This is a genomic window from Lutibacter sp. A64, assembly GCF_022429565.1.
Lineage (GTDB): Bacteria > Bacteroidota > Bacteroidia > Flavobacteriales > Flavobacteriaceae > Lutibacter.
On the sequence record NZ_CP092487.1, the window covers coordinates 1033339 to 1049534 of the forward strand.

The window sequence follows — 16196 nt, forward strand, 5'->3', positions numbered from 1 at the left end:
GGCTTATAAATTAATCTAATCCTGTACCACAAAATTCAATTATTCTTTGGTATTCTAATCCTGGACCATCACAAGCATTCCATGTAGAAACTAATTTATCTCCGCTTTCTAAAACCATTAAAACTTCTACTAAATCATTTGTGCAATTACCAATTAAATCTATATCTTCATTAAATAAAAATTCAATATATTTCTGATTATCGATGGTTTTATAAGTATATGTGCCATTTCCATTATAAGTAGAATCGTTGATGAAACGTGTTTTTACAAACGTACTATCAGTATTATTTAATACATAAATTTCTTGCCATTCCATTTTAGCTCCAGTTGTTTCTGATCCTTCAAAACCACCAGTCATTTTCATTAATTCATAATACCCTTGAAAACTATTAATAACTTCTGGCTCATCATCATTAGAACAAGAAATTACCAAAATTAATATTATAAATAGTCTTATTATTTTTTTCATCTTTGATAAATAGTTTATAAAATCTTTGAGACTTTCTAAAAAGTAAGTTTAATAATTTAATTGTTTATTTAAACAGCTGCTGAAACCTGATTAAATACAGAAATTCTTATCAATTTACTTTAAAGTTCGTCTCTTAAGATTTTATATTTTGTAATTAAATTGAAAATCTAATTTATTAACCTATTACCTATACGAAATAAATTAGCAAAACGCTTCACCTTATGTTATTTTTTTAATAAAATTAATAATTTACATTATTCCAACCATAAATAGCAATAGTAACTCCAGAGTTTTCTTCAATAACATTTTTTAAAAAATCATCAAGAATATTTTCTAAATTATAAAATTCTTCAATATTAGTATATCTAAAGTATTTTGAAGGATGATTCACCCAATGTCCATCAGAACTTTCTGGGTAAGGGATTCTCCCTTCTCCTTCAAATTCAAAAGTTGTAAAATTCGGTTTTTTTTCTAATATCGTTAAAAAATCTGTATAAATTTCCGTGTTATTCGTATTTGTTCCACAAACATAGGCTAATGAATTTTCTGGAATTCTAAACGTTTTAGTGTACATTAATTTTGTAAAATTAGTTTCAAAAGGTTCAATAATTACTTTTTCTTCATTAATTTCTATTGAATAAGAATCTATGACGTCACCGTTTATAAAGGTTATTTTAGTTATGTTATCAGTAAGATCAATATAAGACATTGCAGATCCAATTGCAGTTAAGCATAATTCAGGAATAATTAATTCGTCAAACCTTATAATTAGTTCGTTTGCATTTGTAAATACAGTTGTTGCAATGCCATAATTAATACACGGATAAATTTCTTCCGTAATTAATTTCAACTTTAATTGTGGTTCCTGTACCTCATTAATTGAATAAATTTCTTCAGGCATAAAATTTATATCTGAAGTAATACTATTTCCATTTATAAATTCAGAATATCTAGAATTAGTAGATATTTCGTTATTAGAATTACAGTTAAAAATTAAAATTGATAGAAATATGAATAAACTATTTTTCATTTTAAATATTTTAAAGAAATTAATCTATAATTTTTAAATGTGACAATGGTATATTTATTAATTCTTGTGCACCTAGAATGTTATTTTTCTTTACAATTCTTACACTTATAGAATCAATAATTAGTGTTTCAGCTATTACAATTTCATCTTTTTGAAAACACACATCAGTAATACCTACAACTCCACCAACAACAACTCTATCGCAATATTTTTCGATTAAAATATATTCTAAAGAAATATCATCTTTTTTAGTACAAGCTATAAATGATAAAAATAAAAGTGAAAGCAAAAATAGTCTCATAATTATTAGTTTTTATAAAAATCAATACTTTTCATTGCGTAAAGCACTGATTTTAAACGAAATTAATTTTTATTAGAAAAGCTAAAATTATATCTTAAATGAACTCCACCACTATTAAAATCTATTTGTTGATATGTTAGTGGTTTTAACGAATATTTAAAATAAGGCGCAATAATTATTGATTGGCGCTGCTTGTTAATTGGTAATTTTATACCAAATGAAACGTTTAAATAATTTGCAAAATTAAATGTACTAGAATTTGCTTCTGTAGTAACTTTAGAATTTGTTTGCACTAATTCATATTTTACAATATTATTACCTAAATAATCTTGAGTACTTATTTTAGACCTTCCGTTTACTAAATAATTAGATTCAATAGTTTCTTTAATATAAGATGTTGAAGTTACTCCTGCAGCAACAAACAAATCTTTTGTAGCAACAGAAAAATTATAGGTTACATTTAAAGGAATTTCTATTCCTTTTATTATCGCTTCTTCAGTAATTAACTGACTATTGCTTTTAGCGCTAACAACATCTGAATATAAAGCCGTAGATTGACTTAAATTTAGTTTTTGATCTGCATAAAAAACACCGGTATTTACATCTAATTTAGATGAAATTGGAATTTCTACAGTTATACCACCTACAAAACCAATATTAGAACTTCCATTGTCTTGATTGTAATCAAAAATTGGTGACACTTCCACTCCAAATTTCAATGCTTTTTTTGATGTTTTTTCTATAATTTCTTCAGCTTCTTCAAGTTTAGCTAGCAATTCTTCTTTAAATGCTAAAGTATCTTTTTTTAATTGAGTATTTATATAGTTTTTAGCAATATTTTCTGAATTAATAAGACTATCCGAAACTATAGTATTATTATTTAACTCAATATTTGAATTAGCTAAAGCATCATTATTTAATGAATTTTCAGGTGAAAATTCTGTACTATCCACTTTAATACTAATTGTATTTGGAGTAGCTGTTTTGGTATTTTTTGCAATAGCACTTTCTACTTTTTTAGTATTGTTTTTTAATGGTAAAGTATATTTTTTAGGAGCACTAATTGAATCAACAACAGGTGTTTTTGAATTGTTATTTATACTATCAAAATCACTAGAAGTAATAAAAATAGCATTGTTAGTTTTTAAAGAATCTATTCGTAAAGAATCGTTTTTAGTATCTAAAATAATTTGAGGATTTTTATTGTTTTTAATAGTATAATCTTCATTAAATAAATAGGATCCTATTCCACCAGCTAAAATAAAAATTAGCAGAAATGCCGCAATTTTCCAATAGAAAAATACGCGTTTTTTTTCATTCTTTACTTTAGCCTGTAACATATTCCAATGCTCAGGATTGTAAGGAATTTCATTATTATTTGAAACCTCTCTAATTTTATCACTTAATATTTTATCAAAATCATCTTTCATTTAAATCATTTTATCCTATATATTTTAGTTGTTTGTTAAGTTTAAAAATTTTCATTAATTAAAATTCTTAACTTTTTTTTTGCTCTTGTTAAAAACACTCTAGAAGTACTCTCTCCTATTTCTAGTTTATTAGCAATTTCTTGATGACTAAACCCTTGTATTTCATATAAATTAAAAACCATTCTGTGCATTTCTGGCAATTGATCTAACAGTTTTAAAATATCTTTAATTGTTAAATCTTCAATTATATTACTATCCGCATATACAGTTTCTTCATTATCTATTTCTAAATGATAATAATGTTTTAAATTTTTACGATAGCTATCAATTGCTGTATTAATTAATATACGCCTTAACCAATTTTTAAAAGGAATACTACTACTATATCCATTTTTTTTAATTGAGGAGAAAATTTTTAAAAAGCTATCATTCAAAATACTTACGGCATCATCATTAGAATATGTATATAGCCTACAAATACTTAGAGCATATCCGTAAAAATGCTTGTATAACATCTCTTGGTGCAATACATTACCTTTTTTACATTCGGCTATAATTTTTTCTAAATTATTTTTTGTAGCTACTTCTTCTTTCAAATTAAATCAACTTAACGTGTTGTATAAGTTTATTTGATGCTATTAGTGTTTTTATATTTTAATTTTCCGATTGAGTAATTATTATTCTATCAAAATAATTTCCTGCTTGTAAACCAATAAACAGTATTCTTTCAGAGTTTGTTTCATTTTTATTCATTTCTATATGAATTTCAGTTGCATTTTTTCTTTCAATTTTAAATTCAGACTCCTCTATTATAAAATTGCTTGCGCTTGTGTCAATTTCATTCATATCAAAATTTGAATCATCATTTAAAGTAACCATATCAATCCACCACCATTCTCCTTCAGTAGTAATAACAATTGAGTTTTTATCTGAAGAAAATTCCACTGTTTTTTGAGATAATTTAATATTGTCATCCCAAAGTCCTATTGATTCTTTAGAGTCAGAATTACAACAAGATAGACTTAAAATAATAATACTTAATAAGCCAATTCTTTTAATATTTTTTAACGCTTTCATCTTTTATTATTTTATTTAAAACCGTTTTTAGCTATGTTAAATTACACACAACTAACTTTAAAATTTCAACTAAGCTTTAGTTATTACTTTCAATAATTATATCAGCAGTATTTGTTGAATTATTGCCGGTAAAAATATTATAGGTGCAATTATCTTTATAATTATTTTCACCTATTAAATCTTTTAAATTTATTGAGATTGTTTCAGTTATTAAAGCTTCACAATTATCATTATTAGCATTGTGAATGATTAACAAATTCATAAAACAGGGAGGGTCTGTATAAACAATACCATCCCATATTACTTCAAAGCTATGTTGTTTACAACCACCACTATATGAAATACTCAATTCTATTATATCGTCAATCCTATTTGCTTTATTAATTTCAAATAAGTCTGAAGTTTCAATATTACTTAAACGACTCGTTGTTAAAGTGTTAAATACTTCAGAATTAATCCTTAATAATACCGGAGATGCAAAAGACAACTCATCAAAATTATTGCTATAAGTAAGATTATCGTTTTCGTCTAAAGCACTGCATGAATATAAAACAAAAGAAACAATTGTTAGATATAAATAAAAGTGAATCTTATTTTTCATATTAGTTTAGGTCTATTTTTACCTGAATAATTCCTGTAGTATCATCTTCTTCATATTCATAATCTTCAACTTCAAAAGTTGCAACTTCAAAATATGTACAAGAATCTGAAGTTACTTGATCCATATCTAATTTAAAAACGACAGAAATTTCAGGACTTAATTCTATTGTATAGGTTTTAGGCTCTAGCTCCCAACCTATTTGATATAATGATAAAATATATTTTTCATTGTAAAAAACTAATTCAAAATTAACTTCTGTATCAGTATCATCATATATTTTTAAAGCTTCTTCTGTAAAAGCCTCATCCAAAAATAAATTTTCTAATGTTGTTGCATCAACTAAATCAAAATTAAATTGACGTGGAGGAGTATAACAATCTTCGTTATCACCTAAATCGCACGAAATAGTCGAAAATAAAATTACAATTAATAATAAAGTTTTTTTCATTTTTAAATCTTTTAATGTTTATAAATTATTATAACAAAAAGTATTAATTTGTTACAACCTCAATACGTACATTAAAAGCAAAACGCTACACTAAAAACCTTTTATTTTAAAATTAATTGGTCTAGTAGATTTCTAACCTTAGTGCTATTCCAATCTGCAGCTCCCGTTTTAGAAATTAAAATTTTTCCTTCTTTATCTATTAAATAAGTAGCAGGAATACTATTGGTTTCTGTAAATTTTGAAGGTGGTGCATTTACTGAATTATAACTAGGAAGATTGTACTCATTTTTCAAGTAAAATTCCTCTACTGTTTCCCAATTTTCATTGGTAACAAATACAAAGGCTACTTTATCTTTATAATCGTTATACAACTCTTGTATCATAGGCATTTCTGCTCTACAAGGTGGACACCAAGTTGCCCAAAAGTTAACAAAAACTACTTTATCTTCAAGTTCTTTAAAGTTTATACTTGTTGTATTTAAGCCATTTAATTGCCAATTGTAGGTGTCTATTTTCTCAGTAGTTTCAGTGTCTATTGAAGGTGAAAAAGCAACTTGTCTCATAAACCATTCACGAGAAGGAGGATATAATATAAGTGCAATTGCTAAAATAAATATTATATTTGAAATAGACTTTTTGTTTAATTTGAATTTCATAAGTTGCTATTTATTATTTTGATTAAGGTTTTATAATTTGTTGTAATTTATATTAAAACCTTACATTTTAATTTAAAAAGAGGCTTTTAAGCATTATTGCTGTTGTAAATAATATTTAAATTATTTTCACATACTTCTGCTAAAATACTTAGCATTTAATTAGAAGTAAAACAATGTGTTTAAAAGCCTCTTTTAAGCTTGCGCATTATTGATTTCCTAAAATAATAGGCATTCCATCTTTTCCACTTCCAATAACAATTACTTTGCTATTTGGAGAGTTAGATAATTGCATTGTTGCTTCAATACCTTTGTCTCGTAAAATTTGATCATTTAAAGATGCACTTAAAATACGGTTTGCATCTGCTTTACCTTGAGCTTCAATTCTTACTTTTTCAGCTTCTTTTTCTGCAGTTACTAATCTAAATTCATATTCTAAAGATTCTTGTTCTTGTTTTAATTTACGTTCAATCGCATCTTTAATTGTAGGTGGTAAAGTAACATCACGTACTAAAACTTCATTTAATTGAATATGTTGATCTTTTAAAATTATTTTAGTTTCTTCAAAAATTTCATTCTGAATTACGTCTCTTTTACTTGAATATAATTGTTCTGGAGTATAACGTCCAACTACACTTCTAGCTGCTGAACGTAAAGCTGGTTTAATAATACGTTCTAAATAGTTTTCTCCAATTTGTTGATGTAATTTTCCTAATTCAGTTGCTTTTGGTAAATACCACGTAGATGTTTCTAATAAAATATCTAAACCGTTAGATGAAAGTACTTTCATTTTTTCTGAAAGTTCTTGTTGACGTACTTCGTAAACATAAACTTCGTTCCAAGGAGCTACTAAATGAAATCCTTCACCCAATGGAGGCTGATCTGTTACTACCCCTCCATCAAAACGTTTCCATAAAACTCCTGCTTCACCAGAATCTAAGGTTACAGTTGATTTAGATAAAAATATAATTACTATAATCCCAATAAAAATCAAGGGCATTAAGGTTTTTGGTAATTGCAATTGTCCGTTACTCATGTTTAGTCATTTTTAAGTTTAATTACAAAAATACAAAACAGAATTTATATAAATTCTGATTTAAGTTTTATTTAACATCTATCTATTATCTAAGCTTCATCTAAAGGAATAAAAGCTCCTTTTATTAAAATTTGCCTATTATCTAAAATGTCATTAGAGTCAATTATTTCAACCCAATCTTCATTTTTAGAACCAATCTTTACAGGAAGCTTTTCAAAATTATAAACATCGTTATCTTTTGAATTTAGAACAAGTATAAAATAATGTTCACCTTCCTCTAATAAAGCAGTTACTGGCAATGCATTTTTTTTTAATAAATGTGTAATAATTTCTGCTTCCACAAACATACCAACTAAAAATTGCTCTGATTCATCTTCTAAATGTCCATGCACTTTAACTGTTCGTTTTGTTTCATCTATAGATTTCCCTATTAAATGAACTTTAGCTTTATATGCTTTTTCAGAATTTTCTGGTGTTTTAAATAATATATTTTGACCTTCTTTAACTTTTAAAACATCTTTTTCAAAAACAATTAATTCTAAATGCTTATGTTCAGTATTTACAATTTCTAGAATAACATCTGATGCATTCATAAACATTCCAACACCAGAATTTAACTGAGAAATACTTCCTGAAATTGGCGCATACATTGAAATTACCGATGTAAATTTACCTGCTTTTACATTTTCAGTATTAATATTCATCAATCTTAATTTTTGTTCTAAAGAATTAAAATGTGCAACGGAACTTTTATAATCACTTTCGGCTTTTAGATAATTTTTTTGTGAAGTAATTTTCTCTTCAAACAATGTTTTCTGACGCACATACTCGTTTTTCAAATACTTTAACTGCTCAAAAATTTCTAAATAATTTTGTTGAATTTCAATAAAATCTGGATTTTGAAGCGTTAATACTAATTGACCTTTTTTTACTTTATCTCCAATTAAAAGAGGTAATGTTTTAATAAAACCCTCCATAATTGCACTTACCTTTGCTTTTCCAGAAGGTGGAACATCTATAAAACCATTAGTAACAACTCCTTCAGAAAAAGGTTGTAAAGTAATACTTCCCAATTCCATTTTAGAATTAGAAAATTGAGCTTGTGTAACAGTTACTTGAGCAGTATCTTCTTTAGATTCTATTATTTGTTCTTCTTTTTTTGAAGTAGAACACGCACTTATTAGTAATGTTAAAACCAATACTAATTTATATATATTAAATATTTTCATGTGTATATTTTATTTTTTATTAAAGGTCACATGCTGTTCGCTATTTGTCATTCTGTTCAATAATAAACTCTTTAGCATGCTCTTTTTATTTTTTATAAGTTTAAGTAATTTATTTCTAAAGCAATTTTATTGTAAGTATGTAAATTGAATAAATAATCTAAGCTAATTTGATTAGATGTTTCAATGCTTTGTATGTATTGAAAAAAATCTATTTCACCATTTTTATAACTTAAAGTTGCTGTTTTCAAAATTTCTTTTGCAACTTTATTACCACTTTCTTTAAAATAGTTTAATTGAGAATTGCTTTTTTGAAGTTCTTCTAATAACATTTTATACTTAGAATTTAGTTTGAATTTTAAATCAAAAGCTTGTTCATTTGCAATATCTTCTTCAATTTTTGAAGCAGCTATTTTAGATGATTTTTCAAATAAAAATAGCGGAATAGCAATGCCAACCTGAAAACTATTTACCGAAACATTTGCCTTTAAATCTTTACTATTAAAATAGTTAAACTGCAAATCTGGTAATAGTTCTTGTGTTGAAATTCTTTTTTTAACTTTAGATAATTTACTGTTTTGAAAAGTATATTCATTTAATAAATGTTGCTGTAAATCAGGCTGAATTACTTTAATTTCATTCAACACTGCTTTATTAATTTTATAATTTTCTTCACTTTGAAGTAATCCATTAAAAAGGGTTTTACTAATGGAAATGTCATTTTTAACTTGACTTAATAACGCAGCATATTGTTTGTATTTAGACTGTGCTGTTATCATTTCTAAATAATTAGATTCGCCAAGTTCAAATTTTCGTTTTGCAGCTTTAGAAAAATCGGCATACAAACTATCTACATATTTTAAATACGTTTGCTTATTATTTAAATACACTATTTTATAATATGCTTTTGTAACCTCTTTAATTAAATTATCTTTAGCCATTTCATAATTTAAACTTACCAAACTTGAAGTAATCACATTTGCTTTTTTTCTTGCAAAATATACTGTTGGAAACTCAATAGTTTGATCTATTCCGTAGGTTTCAAATGGTTTTCCATCAATTCCTAAATTAGTTCTATCTTTTGTATAATAAAAACTAGTTTTGGCAATATTAAAAGCAATATTCTCTATTTTTTTACTTTTATCTAGCTCTAAATATTTAATAGTTAACTCTTTATTATTTTCTACTGCAATTGAAATAGCATCTTCTAATTCAATTGTTTTCTCTTGAGAATACCCAAAAAATGAAACTGTTAAAAACAATAAAATTAATATTGTTAAACTTTTATTAGTACTTTTCATTTTAAATTTTTTAGTATCAAAAATTGAATATAAAATTGGTAAAACAATCATTGTTAAAATGGTTGCTGTAATTAAACCACCAATTACAACTGTTGCTAACGGACGTTGAACTTCTGCTCCAGCATTAGTTGAAATTGCCATTGGTAAAAAACCAAGAGCAGCCGCAGCTGCAGTTAATATTACTGGTCGCAAACGTTCTTTAGTTCCCTTTAAAATACGTTTGTTAACATCATTAAAACCTTGTTCTTTTAACGATTTTAAATGTTCTATAAGCACAATACCATTTAACACTGCAATTCCAAATAATGCTATAAAACCAACACCCGCAGAAATGCTAAATGGTAAGCCTCTAATCCATAAAAATAACACTCCACCAACGGCAGATAAAGGAATTGCTGAGAATATCATTAATGCCTCTTTTATAGAATTAAACGCAAAATGAAGTAAAATAAATATTAATAATAATGCAATTGGAACTGCAATTTTTAAACGTGCTTTCGCACTGTTTAAATTTTCGAATTGTCCGCCATAAGAAACAGAATAACCAACTGGTAATTTTACTTGCGTGTCAATAATAGCTTTAATCTCTTGAACTACAGATTCCATATCTCTATTTCTAACATTAACTCCAATTACAATGCGTCTTTTAGTATCATCTCTCGAAATTTTTGCAGGTCCTTTTGTATATTTTATTGTTGCAACTTCGTTTAGTGGAATTTTATTTCCAGCAGGGGTATCAACATATAAATTTTTAAGATCTTCAATATTGTTTCTATTTTCAGCTTGTAAACGAACTACCAAGTCAAATCTTCGTTCACCTTCAAAAACATTTCCTACCGTATTTCCTGCAAATGCCATTGAAACAACTTGATTTAAATCCTGAATATTTAAACCGTAACGTGCAACTTTACTTCTGTTATATGTAACTGTCATTTGAGGTAATCCATCAATTTTTTCAACAATAATATCTGATGCACCTTCAACATTTGCAATTTTGCTTTTAATCTCATCTGCTTTAGTTGCCAAAATACTTAAATCTTCACCAAATATTTTAACAGCAACATCGGTTCTAACACCTGTAATCAATTCGTTAAAACGCATTTCAATAGGTTGTGTAAATTCAAAATCAACACCCGGTATTATAGAAAGTTTCTCTTTAAATTTATCAGCTAACTCATCTTTTGAATCAGCTGACACCCACTCGCCTTTAGGTTTTAATTTAATAATTACATCACTTTCTTCCATAGACATTGGATCGGTAGGTACTTCGGCTGCTCCAATACGTGAAACAACTTGAGCAACTTCTGGAAAATTATCTAATAAAATCTGTTCAATTTGTGTAGTTATTTCAGTAGTTTTAGTAAGTGACGTTCCTGTTTGTAAAACCGGTTGAATAACAAAATCTCCTTCGTCTAAAGTTGGTATAAACTCACCTCCCATTTTACTAAAAAGCACTCCTGTAAATACAAGTAACACTACTGATAAAGTAATTACAGTTTTTTTATGAAATAATGACCAAGTTATTACGGGTTCGTACATTTTATAAAAAAATGACATTAAACGTTTAGAAATATTGTTTTTTGTAATTTTTTCTGGCTTAATAAAGATCGATGAAATCACTGGTACATAAGTAAAACATAAAAACATAGCACCTATTAAAGCAAAGCTAAATGCCATTGCCATTGGTTTAAACATTTTACCTTCTACGCCACTTAATGTTAAAATTGGAATAAATACAATTAAAATTATTAGCTGACCAAAAACAGCAGAAGTCATCATTTTAGAACTACTTTTATAAGTAATCTCATCAATACTATCTTGCCGTTCACTTTTGGAAAGTAGCATTAATTCCTTTCTGTCACTTGTTATTTTAAAAGCAATAAATTCTACAATAATTACGGCTCCATCTATTATAATACCAAAATCTATAGCCCCAAGACTCATTAAATTAGCATCTACACCAAAAATATACATCAAGGATAGTGTAAAAAGCAACGATAATGGAATAACCGAAGCAACTACTAACCCAGAACGCATGCTTCCTAATAATAAAATAACTACAAAAATTACAATAATAATTCCAATAATTAAATTTTCAGCTATCGTAAAAGTTGTTTTACCAATTAATTCACTCCGTTCTAAAAAACCATTAATAAAAACACCCTCGGGTAAAGTATTTTGAATTTCTTCAACACGTTCTTTTACTGCATTTATTACCTTATTAGAATCGCCGTCTTTTAGCATCATTACTTGTCCTAATACCTTTTCACCTTCTCCGTTTCCGGTAATTGCTCCAAATCTATTTGCCGAGCCAAATTTAACTTCAGCTATATTATTTATAAGAATAGGAACACCATCTACATTTTTTATAACAATATTATTAATATCGTCTAATGATGTTATCATTCCTTCTCCACGTACAAAATAACTTTTGTTAGTTTTTTCAATATAACCACCACCTGCAATACTGTTATTTTTTTCTAAAGCATCTAACACCTGAGTATGTGTTATGTTTAAAGATTTTAATTTCTCTGGATTTAGAGCAACTTCATATTGCTTTAGAAACCCTCCCCAAGTATTTACTTCTACAACACCTGGAATACCGGATAATTGACGTTTAACCACCCAATCTTGAATAGTTCGTAATTCCATTGCAGAGTATTTATCTTTAAATCCGGGTTTGGTATCTAAAATATATTGATAAATTTCACCTAAACCTGTGGTAATTGGGCCCATTTCTGGAGTTCCAAATCCTTCTGGAATTTTTTCTGAAGCTGATTTAATTTTCTCAGCGATTAATTGACGTGGCAAATAAGTTCCCAAAGCATCATCAAAAACAATGGTAACAACAGATAATCCAAATTTTGAAACAGAACGAATCTCCTGAACACCAGGTAAATTTGCCATTTCTAATTCTACAGGATACGTTATAAATTGTTCTACATCTTGGGTTGATAAATTTGTTGAAGTTGTAATAACTTGTACTTGATTATTTGTAATATCTGGTACAGCACCAATAGGTATTTGAGTAAGAGAAAATATCCCAAAACCCGCTATTGCAGCAGTTATTAAAAGTATGATAAGTTTATTATCTATACTTAATTTAATAATTTTTTGTAACATAATTAATTAGTTAGTAATTTATAAGTGAGGCAATTAAAATTTTAATTACCTATTTTATTTACAAAACGAAATTGATTATGCTATTTTTGGTGGTTGAAAGATTGTAGTTACTAAAAGGCTAGTATATGGTTCTTTATAAGTAAAGTTTTCAGAAGTATTTATCAATATACCATTTTCTATAGCATAATTATTATTACAAATTAAATAAATTAATTGAAAATGTGTATCTGAATGATGGTGTTTAAAAGGTAATTCTTTATGCTCTTTATGGTCTTGTTCGTGATTAGTAACCTCTCCTCCATAATGCATTGCAATAAATTCGGAAAAACTATCTCCACTTTTTAAATGACAAGAAATATGATCAACTAGCGCAGGAATCTTATTGATGTCATCTAAATCAAAGCTAAAGCTTTGAAGTAAAATGGTAAAAGATAATATGATTGCTAAAATTCTAGTCATAATTTACAATTATAAATTTAATAAAAGATATGCATAATTAAATTTTCTTTTATAAGATATTTATTATAGCTATATCAATAAAATCTATAATCTAAATTTTTCCAAAATATTTGCGTAAAAACCACTCTATAGTAAGTGACAGTAAAATTAAGGCTAACAGCCACTTAAAGTTAATTAAAGGAGTTTTGGTTAACTTATTTTTTTGAATACTTTTAAAACGTTCATCTACTTTTAAATCTGCTATAATTTTTTCAGAATTATCTGTAAAATATAATGTTCCATCTGTATTGTTTGACAGCATTTCTAACTGTTTATAATTAGAATTTGTAAATTGTTGTTCTATTTCAAAAGGTACTATTTTAAAACTTCCAGATGCTGTATGTTTCTGATTTTCAACCGTAACTGAATACTCATATTCTCCAGAAGGTATATTTGTCAATTCTATATTAAACTGGTTGTTAAATACCGAAAAAGGAACCTTTTTGCTGAAATTTTTCTCTTTATTTGTAATAGAGATCCAAAGTTTAGCCCTAGCATCAAAATTATAATTATCATCTAAATAACTTGCTGAAATTCTAATTGTTTCATTAGCATAGTACAATGGATTTACTTTAACATTTAGTTTGTTATTTTTTAAGTCTGAAGATAAATATTGCACTAGATTCGATATAAAACCATCAAATATCTCAAAAGTTTTAGTTGAAGCAAAACTATCCATTCTCCATCTCCAACTATTTTCACCAAATAAAACAGCTCCTTTTTGATTGTTTTTCTGAAAGGTTGCAAATAAAGGTTGTTCGGTTTCAATAGCACCTATTTTTTGAAATAACAATGTATTTGTTGGATTTGAAAAAGTAATTTCACCGAAATAATCTTCTAAAGGTGCAAAGCGTGAAAAACCTATATCTGAACTTATAAAACTCGCATAATTTAAATTAAATTGTGGGTGGTATTCTTCAGACTGTGAAAGTACATTTTTTTTAAAATCGTTTTGATTGTTGTTTAAAAAATTCCAATCTGTAGCAAGTCCAGAAACTACTAAATAGTTTGTTTTTTTAGTTAAAATATCAGAAAACACTGATTTAAATAGATTATTTGGTTGATACAATATAACCAACTGATAATTAGATAAATCACCGTTAAAATCATTGATGTTTTTTATAGTTACAGAACGTTGTTTATTACTTTCTATAGATTTTTTAAACATTCCTAAATCTGGATGCGTTACAGAAGTTAAAACTAAAATTTCGGCAACTTCTTCTATAACATTAATACTAAAATTTTTAGTATTATTTAAGGTGTTTTGCTCATTTTCTAAAGCTTCAATGGTTGCAGTATAATAGTGTGTTCCAACAGTTGTAGTAGTTAAATAAAAAGAAATTTCTTGAACATTTTCTGTTGAAGAAAAATTTAAAATTTTGGAATACACTTTGGTATCTTTATCAAAAACAGTTAGTTTTTTTGATATGGTTTTATCTCCTGTATAATTAACAAATAATTCTACGGGTAATTTATTATTTATGTAGGTATACTTATTAATATTTAACCTACTAATTGATATGTCTTCAAAAATAGTTGTATCTCCTACTATATAAGAAAATACAGGGCTTTTATAATTTATAAATTCAGTAGCATTACCTACTGTTTGATTTCCATCAGTAATTAATACAACAGGATTAATTTTTGTTTTATATAAGTTAGAAAACTCTAAAAATGGTTTTGATATATTTGTATTAGTTTCATTAAAACTTAAAGAGTCTAATGTGTTTAAATTTGTTCCAAAAGTATAGTAATCAATAGTATATTTAGCATTTAGTTCAGCATTGTTTTTTAATTTTTGAACCAAATTCTCTACATTTTCAACTTGTAAGTTATATTTTATTGAAGCTGAATTATCTATTGTAACAACTAAATTCGGTTTTTCTATTGTGATATTATTCTTATTAAATGTAGGATTAATAATTAATAATAATAGTGTAAAAACGCTTAAAAAACGCAAAAAAGAAAGCCAATAATTCAATTGGCTTTTCTCTTTATTTTTAAATATATATTGAAAGAATGCTAAAAATAAAGCAGCTAAAACAGCTAAAATAATAAGTAATATAGTTACTGTTTCCATTAATTATCTTGCATTTTTAGTATAAGCTTCAATTTTCAGATTTTAATTAGGTTAACATTCCTCCATCAACACTTAATGTTTGTCCGGTTATATAGGCGCTCATATCTGAAGCTAAAAACACACAGGCATTAGCTATATCCTCTGGAGTACCACCACGTTTTAATGGAATTGAATTTCTCCATTCTTTAACTGTATCTTCTGGTAAACTAGCTGTCATTTCAGTTTCTATAAAACCAGGAGCAATTACATTACTTCTAATATTTCTAGAACCTAATTCTAAGGCCACAGATTTTGAAAACCCTACAATACCAGCTTTAGAAGCGGCATAATTAGTTTGACCGGCATTACCTTTTAATCCAACAACAGAACTCATATTAATAATAGAACCTGAACGTTGCTTCATCATAGGTCTAATTACAGCTTTTGTTAAATTAAAAACAGATTTTAAATTAACTTCAATAACTTTATCAAAATCATCTTCAGTAATACGCATTAACAAGTTATCTTTTGTAATTCCAGCGTTATTTATCAAAATATCAATAGTTCCAAATTCTTTTAAAACTTCTGCAGCCAATTCTTGTGCTGCATCAAAATTAGCAGCATTAGATTGGTAACCTTTCGCTTTTACTCCATAAGTTTCTAACTCTTTTTCTAAAGCAATAGCTGCATCTACAGAAGAACTGTATGTAAAAGCTACATTTGCTCCTTGCTTAGCAAAAACTTGAGCAATACCTTTTCCTATTCCCCTAGTTGCTCCAGTTATTAAAGCTGTTTTATTATCTAAAAGTTTCATTCTTTTTAATTTTTAATAGTGATTTTAATTATGAATCAAATATACATAATTGATATAAAAAAGACTGCTTTTTAAACAGTCTCTTTAATTCTTTAGTATAAATATCTAAATTTAATATTTTAAAATAAGG

15 protein-coding genes are annotated in these 16196 nt (G+C 26.7%); all 15 read right to left on the reverse strand.

The genetic code is table 11. From position 1 onward, the window contains the following. Window positions 1-10: 10 nt before the first annotated feature. On the reverse strand, window positions 11-469 hold the full coding sequence (locus MKD41_RS04230) for a hypothetical protein (protein WP_240244193.1): 459 nt from the start codon (window positions 467-469) through the stop codon (window positions 11-13). Between the two features lie 241 nt (window positions 470-710). After that, on the reverse strand, window positions 711-1499 hold the full coding sequence (locus MKD41_RS04235) for a hypothetical protein (RefSeq protein WP_240244194.1): 789 nt from the start codon (window positions 1497-1499) through the stop codon (window positions 711-713). Between the two features lie 19 nt (window positions 1500-1518). Beyond that, complete coding sequence (locus tag MKD41_RS04240) at window positions 1519-1800, reverse strand: hypothetical protein (protein ID WP_240244195.1); 282 nt, start codon at window positions 1798-1800, stop codon at window positions 1519-1521. 62 nt (window positions 1801-1862) lie between these two features. Then, the gene (locus MKD41_RS04245) at window positions 1863-3230 is read right to left on the reverse strand and encodes a hypothetical protein (protein ID WP_240244196.1); all 1368 of its coding nucleotides are present in this window, start codon (window positions 3228-3230) and stop codon (window positions 1863-1865) included. 41 nt (window positions 3231-3271) lie between these two features. Then, on the reverse strand, window positions 3272-3826 hold the full coding sequence (locus MKD41_RS04250; protein WP_240244197.1) for an RNA polymerase sigma factor: 555 nt from the start codon (window positions 3824-3826) through the stop codon (window positions 3272-3274). A gap of 58 nt (window positions 3827-3884) precedes the next feature. Then, window positions 3885-4307, reverse strand: coding sequence for a hypothetical protein (locus MKD41_RS04255; protein WP_240244198.1), 423 nt, complete (start codon window positions 4305-4307; stop codon window positions 3885-3887). A gap of 76 nt (window positions 4308-4383) precedes the next feature. Next, window positions 4384-4908 (reverse strand): hypothetical protein, encoded by a 525-nt coding sequence (locus tag MKD41_RS04260; RefSeq protein ID WP_240244199.1) that lies wholly within the window; start codon window positions 4906-4908, stop codon window positions 4384-4386. Between the two features lies 1 nt (window position 4909). Next, window positions 4910-5356 (reverse strand): hypothetical protein, encoded by a 447-nt coding sequence (locus MKD41_RS04265; protein WP_240244200.1) that lies wholly within the window; start codon window positions 5354-5356, stop codon window positions 4910-4912. 101 nt (window positions 5357-5457) lie between these two features. Continuing rightward, window positions 5458-6012 (reverse strand): TlpA family protein disulfide reductase, encoded by a 555-nt coding sequence (locus MKD41_RS04270; protein ID WP_240244201.1) that lies wholly within the window; start codon window positions 6010-6012, stop codon window positions 5458-5460. A 205-nt stretch (window positions 6013-6217) separates the two neighbouring features. Further along, entirely contained in the window at window positions 6218-7045 is an 828-nt protein-coding gene (locus MKD41_RS04275) for a prohibitin family protein (RefSeq protein WP_240244202.1), read from the reverse strand. Between the two features lie 89 nt (window positions 7046-7134). Then, a complete protein-coding gene (locus tag MKD41_RS04280; protein WP_240244203.1) occupies window positions 7135-8274 on the reverse strand; it encodes an efflux RND transporter periplasmic adaptor subunit in 1140 nt (379 codons plus the stop codon). A gap of 92 nt (window positions 8275-8366) precedes the next feature. Further along, window positions 8367-12695 (reverse strand): CusA/CzcA family heavy metal efflux RND transporter, encoded by a 4329-nt coding sequence (locus MKD41_RS04285; RefSeq protein ID WP_240244204.1) that lies wholly within the window; start codon window positions 12693-12695, stop codon window positions 8367-8369. Window positions 12696-12770: 75 nt separating this feature from the next. Further along, on the reverse strand, window positions 12771-13154 hold the full coding sequence (locus tag MKD41_RS04290) for a hypothetical protein (RefSeq protein WP_240244205.1): 384 nt from the start codon (window positions 13152-13154) through the stop codon (window positions 12771-12773). 91 nt (window positions 13155-13245) lie between these two features. Further along, window positions 13246-15273 carry a VWA domain-containing protein gene (locus MKD41_RS04295; protein ID WP_240244206.1) on the reverse strand — a complete coding sequence of 676 codons (2028 nt, stop codon included), beginning with the start codon at window positions 15271-15273 and terminating at the stop codon, window positions 13246-13248. A gap of 46 nt (window positions 15274-15319) precedes the next feature. Then, a complete protein-coding gene (fabG, locus tag MKD41_RS04300; protein WP_240244207.1) occupies window positions 15320-16066 on the reverse strand; it encodes a 3-oxoacyl-[acyl-carrier-protein] reductase in 747 nt (248 codons plus the stop codon). Between the last annotated feature and the right edge of the window lie 130 nt (window positions 16067-16196).

Excerpts from the sequence above, each read along its gene's own strand:
- fabG (WP_240244207.1), bottom strand. The coding sequence starts at position 16,066 with ATGAAACTTTTAGATAATAAAACAGCTTTAATAACTGGAGCAACTAGG.
- MKD41_RS04270 (WP_240244201.1), bottom strand. The coding sequence starts at position 6,012 with ATGAAATTCAAATTAAACAAAAAGTCTATTTCAAATATAATATTTATT.
- MKD41_RS04285 (WP_240244204.1), bottom strand. The coding sequence starts at position 12,695 with ATGTTACAAAAAATTATTAAATTAAGTATAGATAATAAACTTATCATA.
- MKD41_RS04260 (WP_240244199.1), bottom strand. The coding sequence starts at position 4,908 with ATGAAAAATAAGATTCACTTTTATTTATATCTAACAATTGTTTCTTTT.
- MKD41_RS04230 (WP_240244193.1), bottom strand. The coding sequence starts at position 469 with ATGAAAAAAATAATAAGACTATTTATAATATTAATTTTGGTAATTTCT.
- MKD41_RS04235 (WP_240244194.1), bottom strand. The coding sequence starts at position 1,499 with ATGAAAAATAGTTTATTCATATTTCTATCAATTTTAATTTTTAACTGT.
- MKD41_RS04290 (WP_240244205.1), bottom strand. The coding sequence starts at position 13,154 with ATGACTAGAATTTTAGCAATCATATTATCTTTTACCATTTTACTTCAA.
- MKD41_RS04275 (WP_240244202.1), bottom strand. The coding sequence starts at position 7,045 with ATGAGTAACGGACAATTGCAATTACCAAAAACCTTAATGCCCTTGATT.
- MKD41_RS04265 (WP_240244200.1), bottom strand. The coding sequence starts at position 5,356 with ATGAAAAAAACTTTATTATTAATTGTAATTTTATTTTCGACTATTTCG.
- MKD41_RS04245 (WP_240244196.1), bottom strand. The coding sequence starts at position 3,230 with ATGAAAGATGATTTTGATAAAATATTAAGTGATAAAATTAGAGAGGTT.
- MKD41_RS04280 (WP_240244203.1), bottom strand. The coding sequence starts at position 8,274 with ATGAAAATATTTAATATATATAAATTAGTATTGGTTTTAACATTACTA.
- MKD41_RS04240 (WP_240244195.1), bottom strand. The coding sequence starts at position 1,800 with ATGAGACTATTTTTGCTTTCACTTTTATTTTTATCATTTATAGCTTGT.
- MKD41_RS04295 (WP_240244206.1), bottom strand. The coding sequence starts at position 15,273 with ATGGAAACAGTAACTATATTACTTATTATTTTAGCTGTTTTAGCTGCT.
- MKD41_RS04255 (WP_240244198.1), bottom strand. The coding sequence starts at position 4,307 with ATGAAAGCGTTAAAAAATATTAAAAGAATTGGCTTATTAAGTATTATT.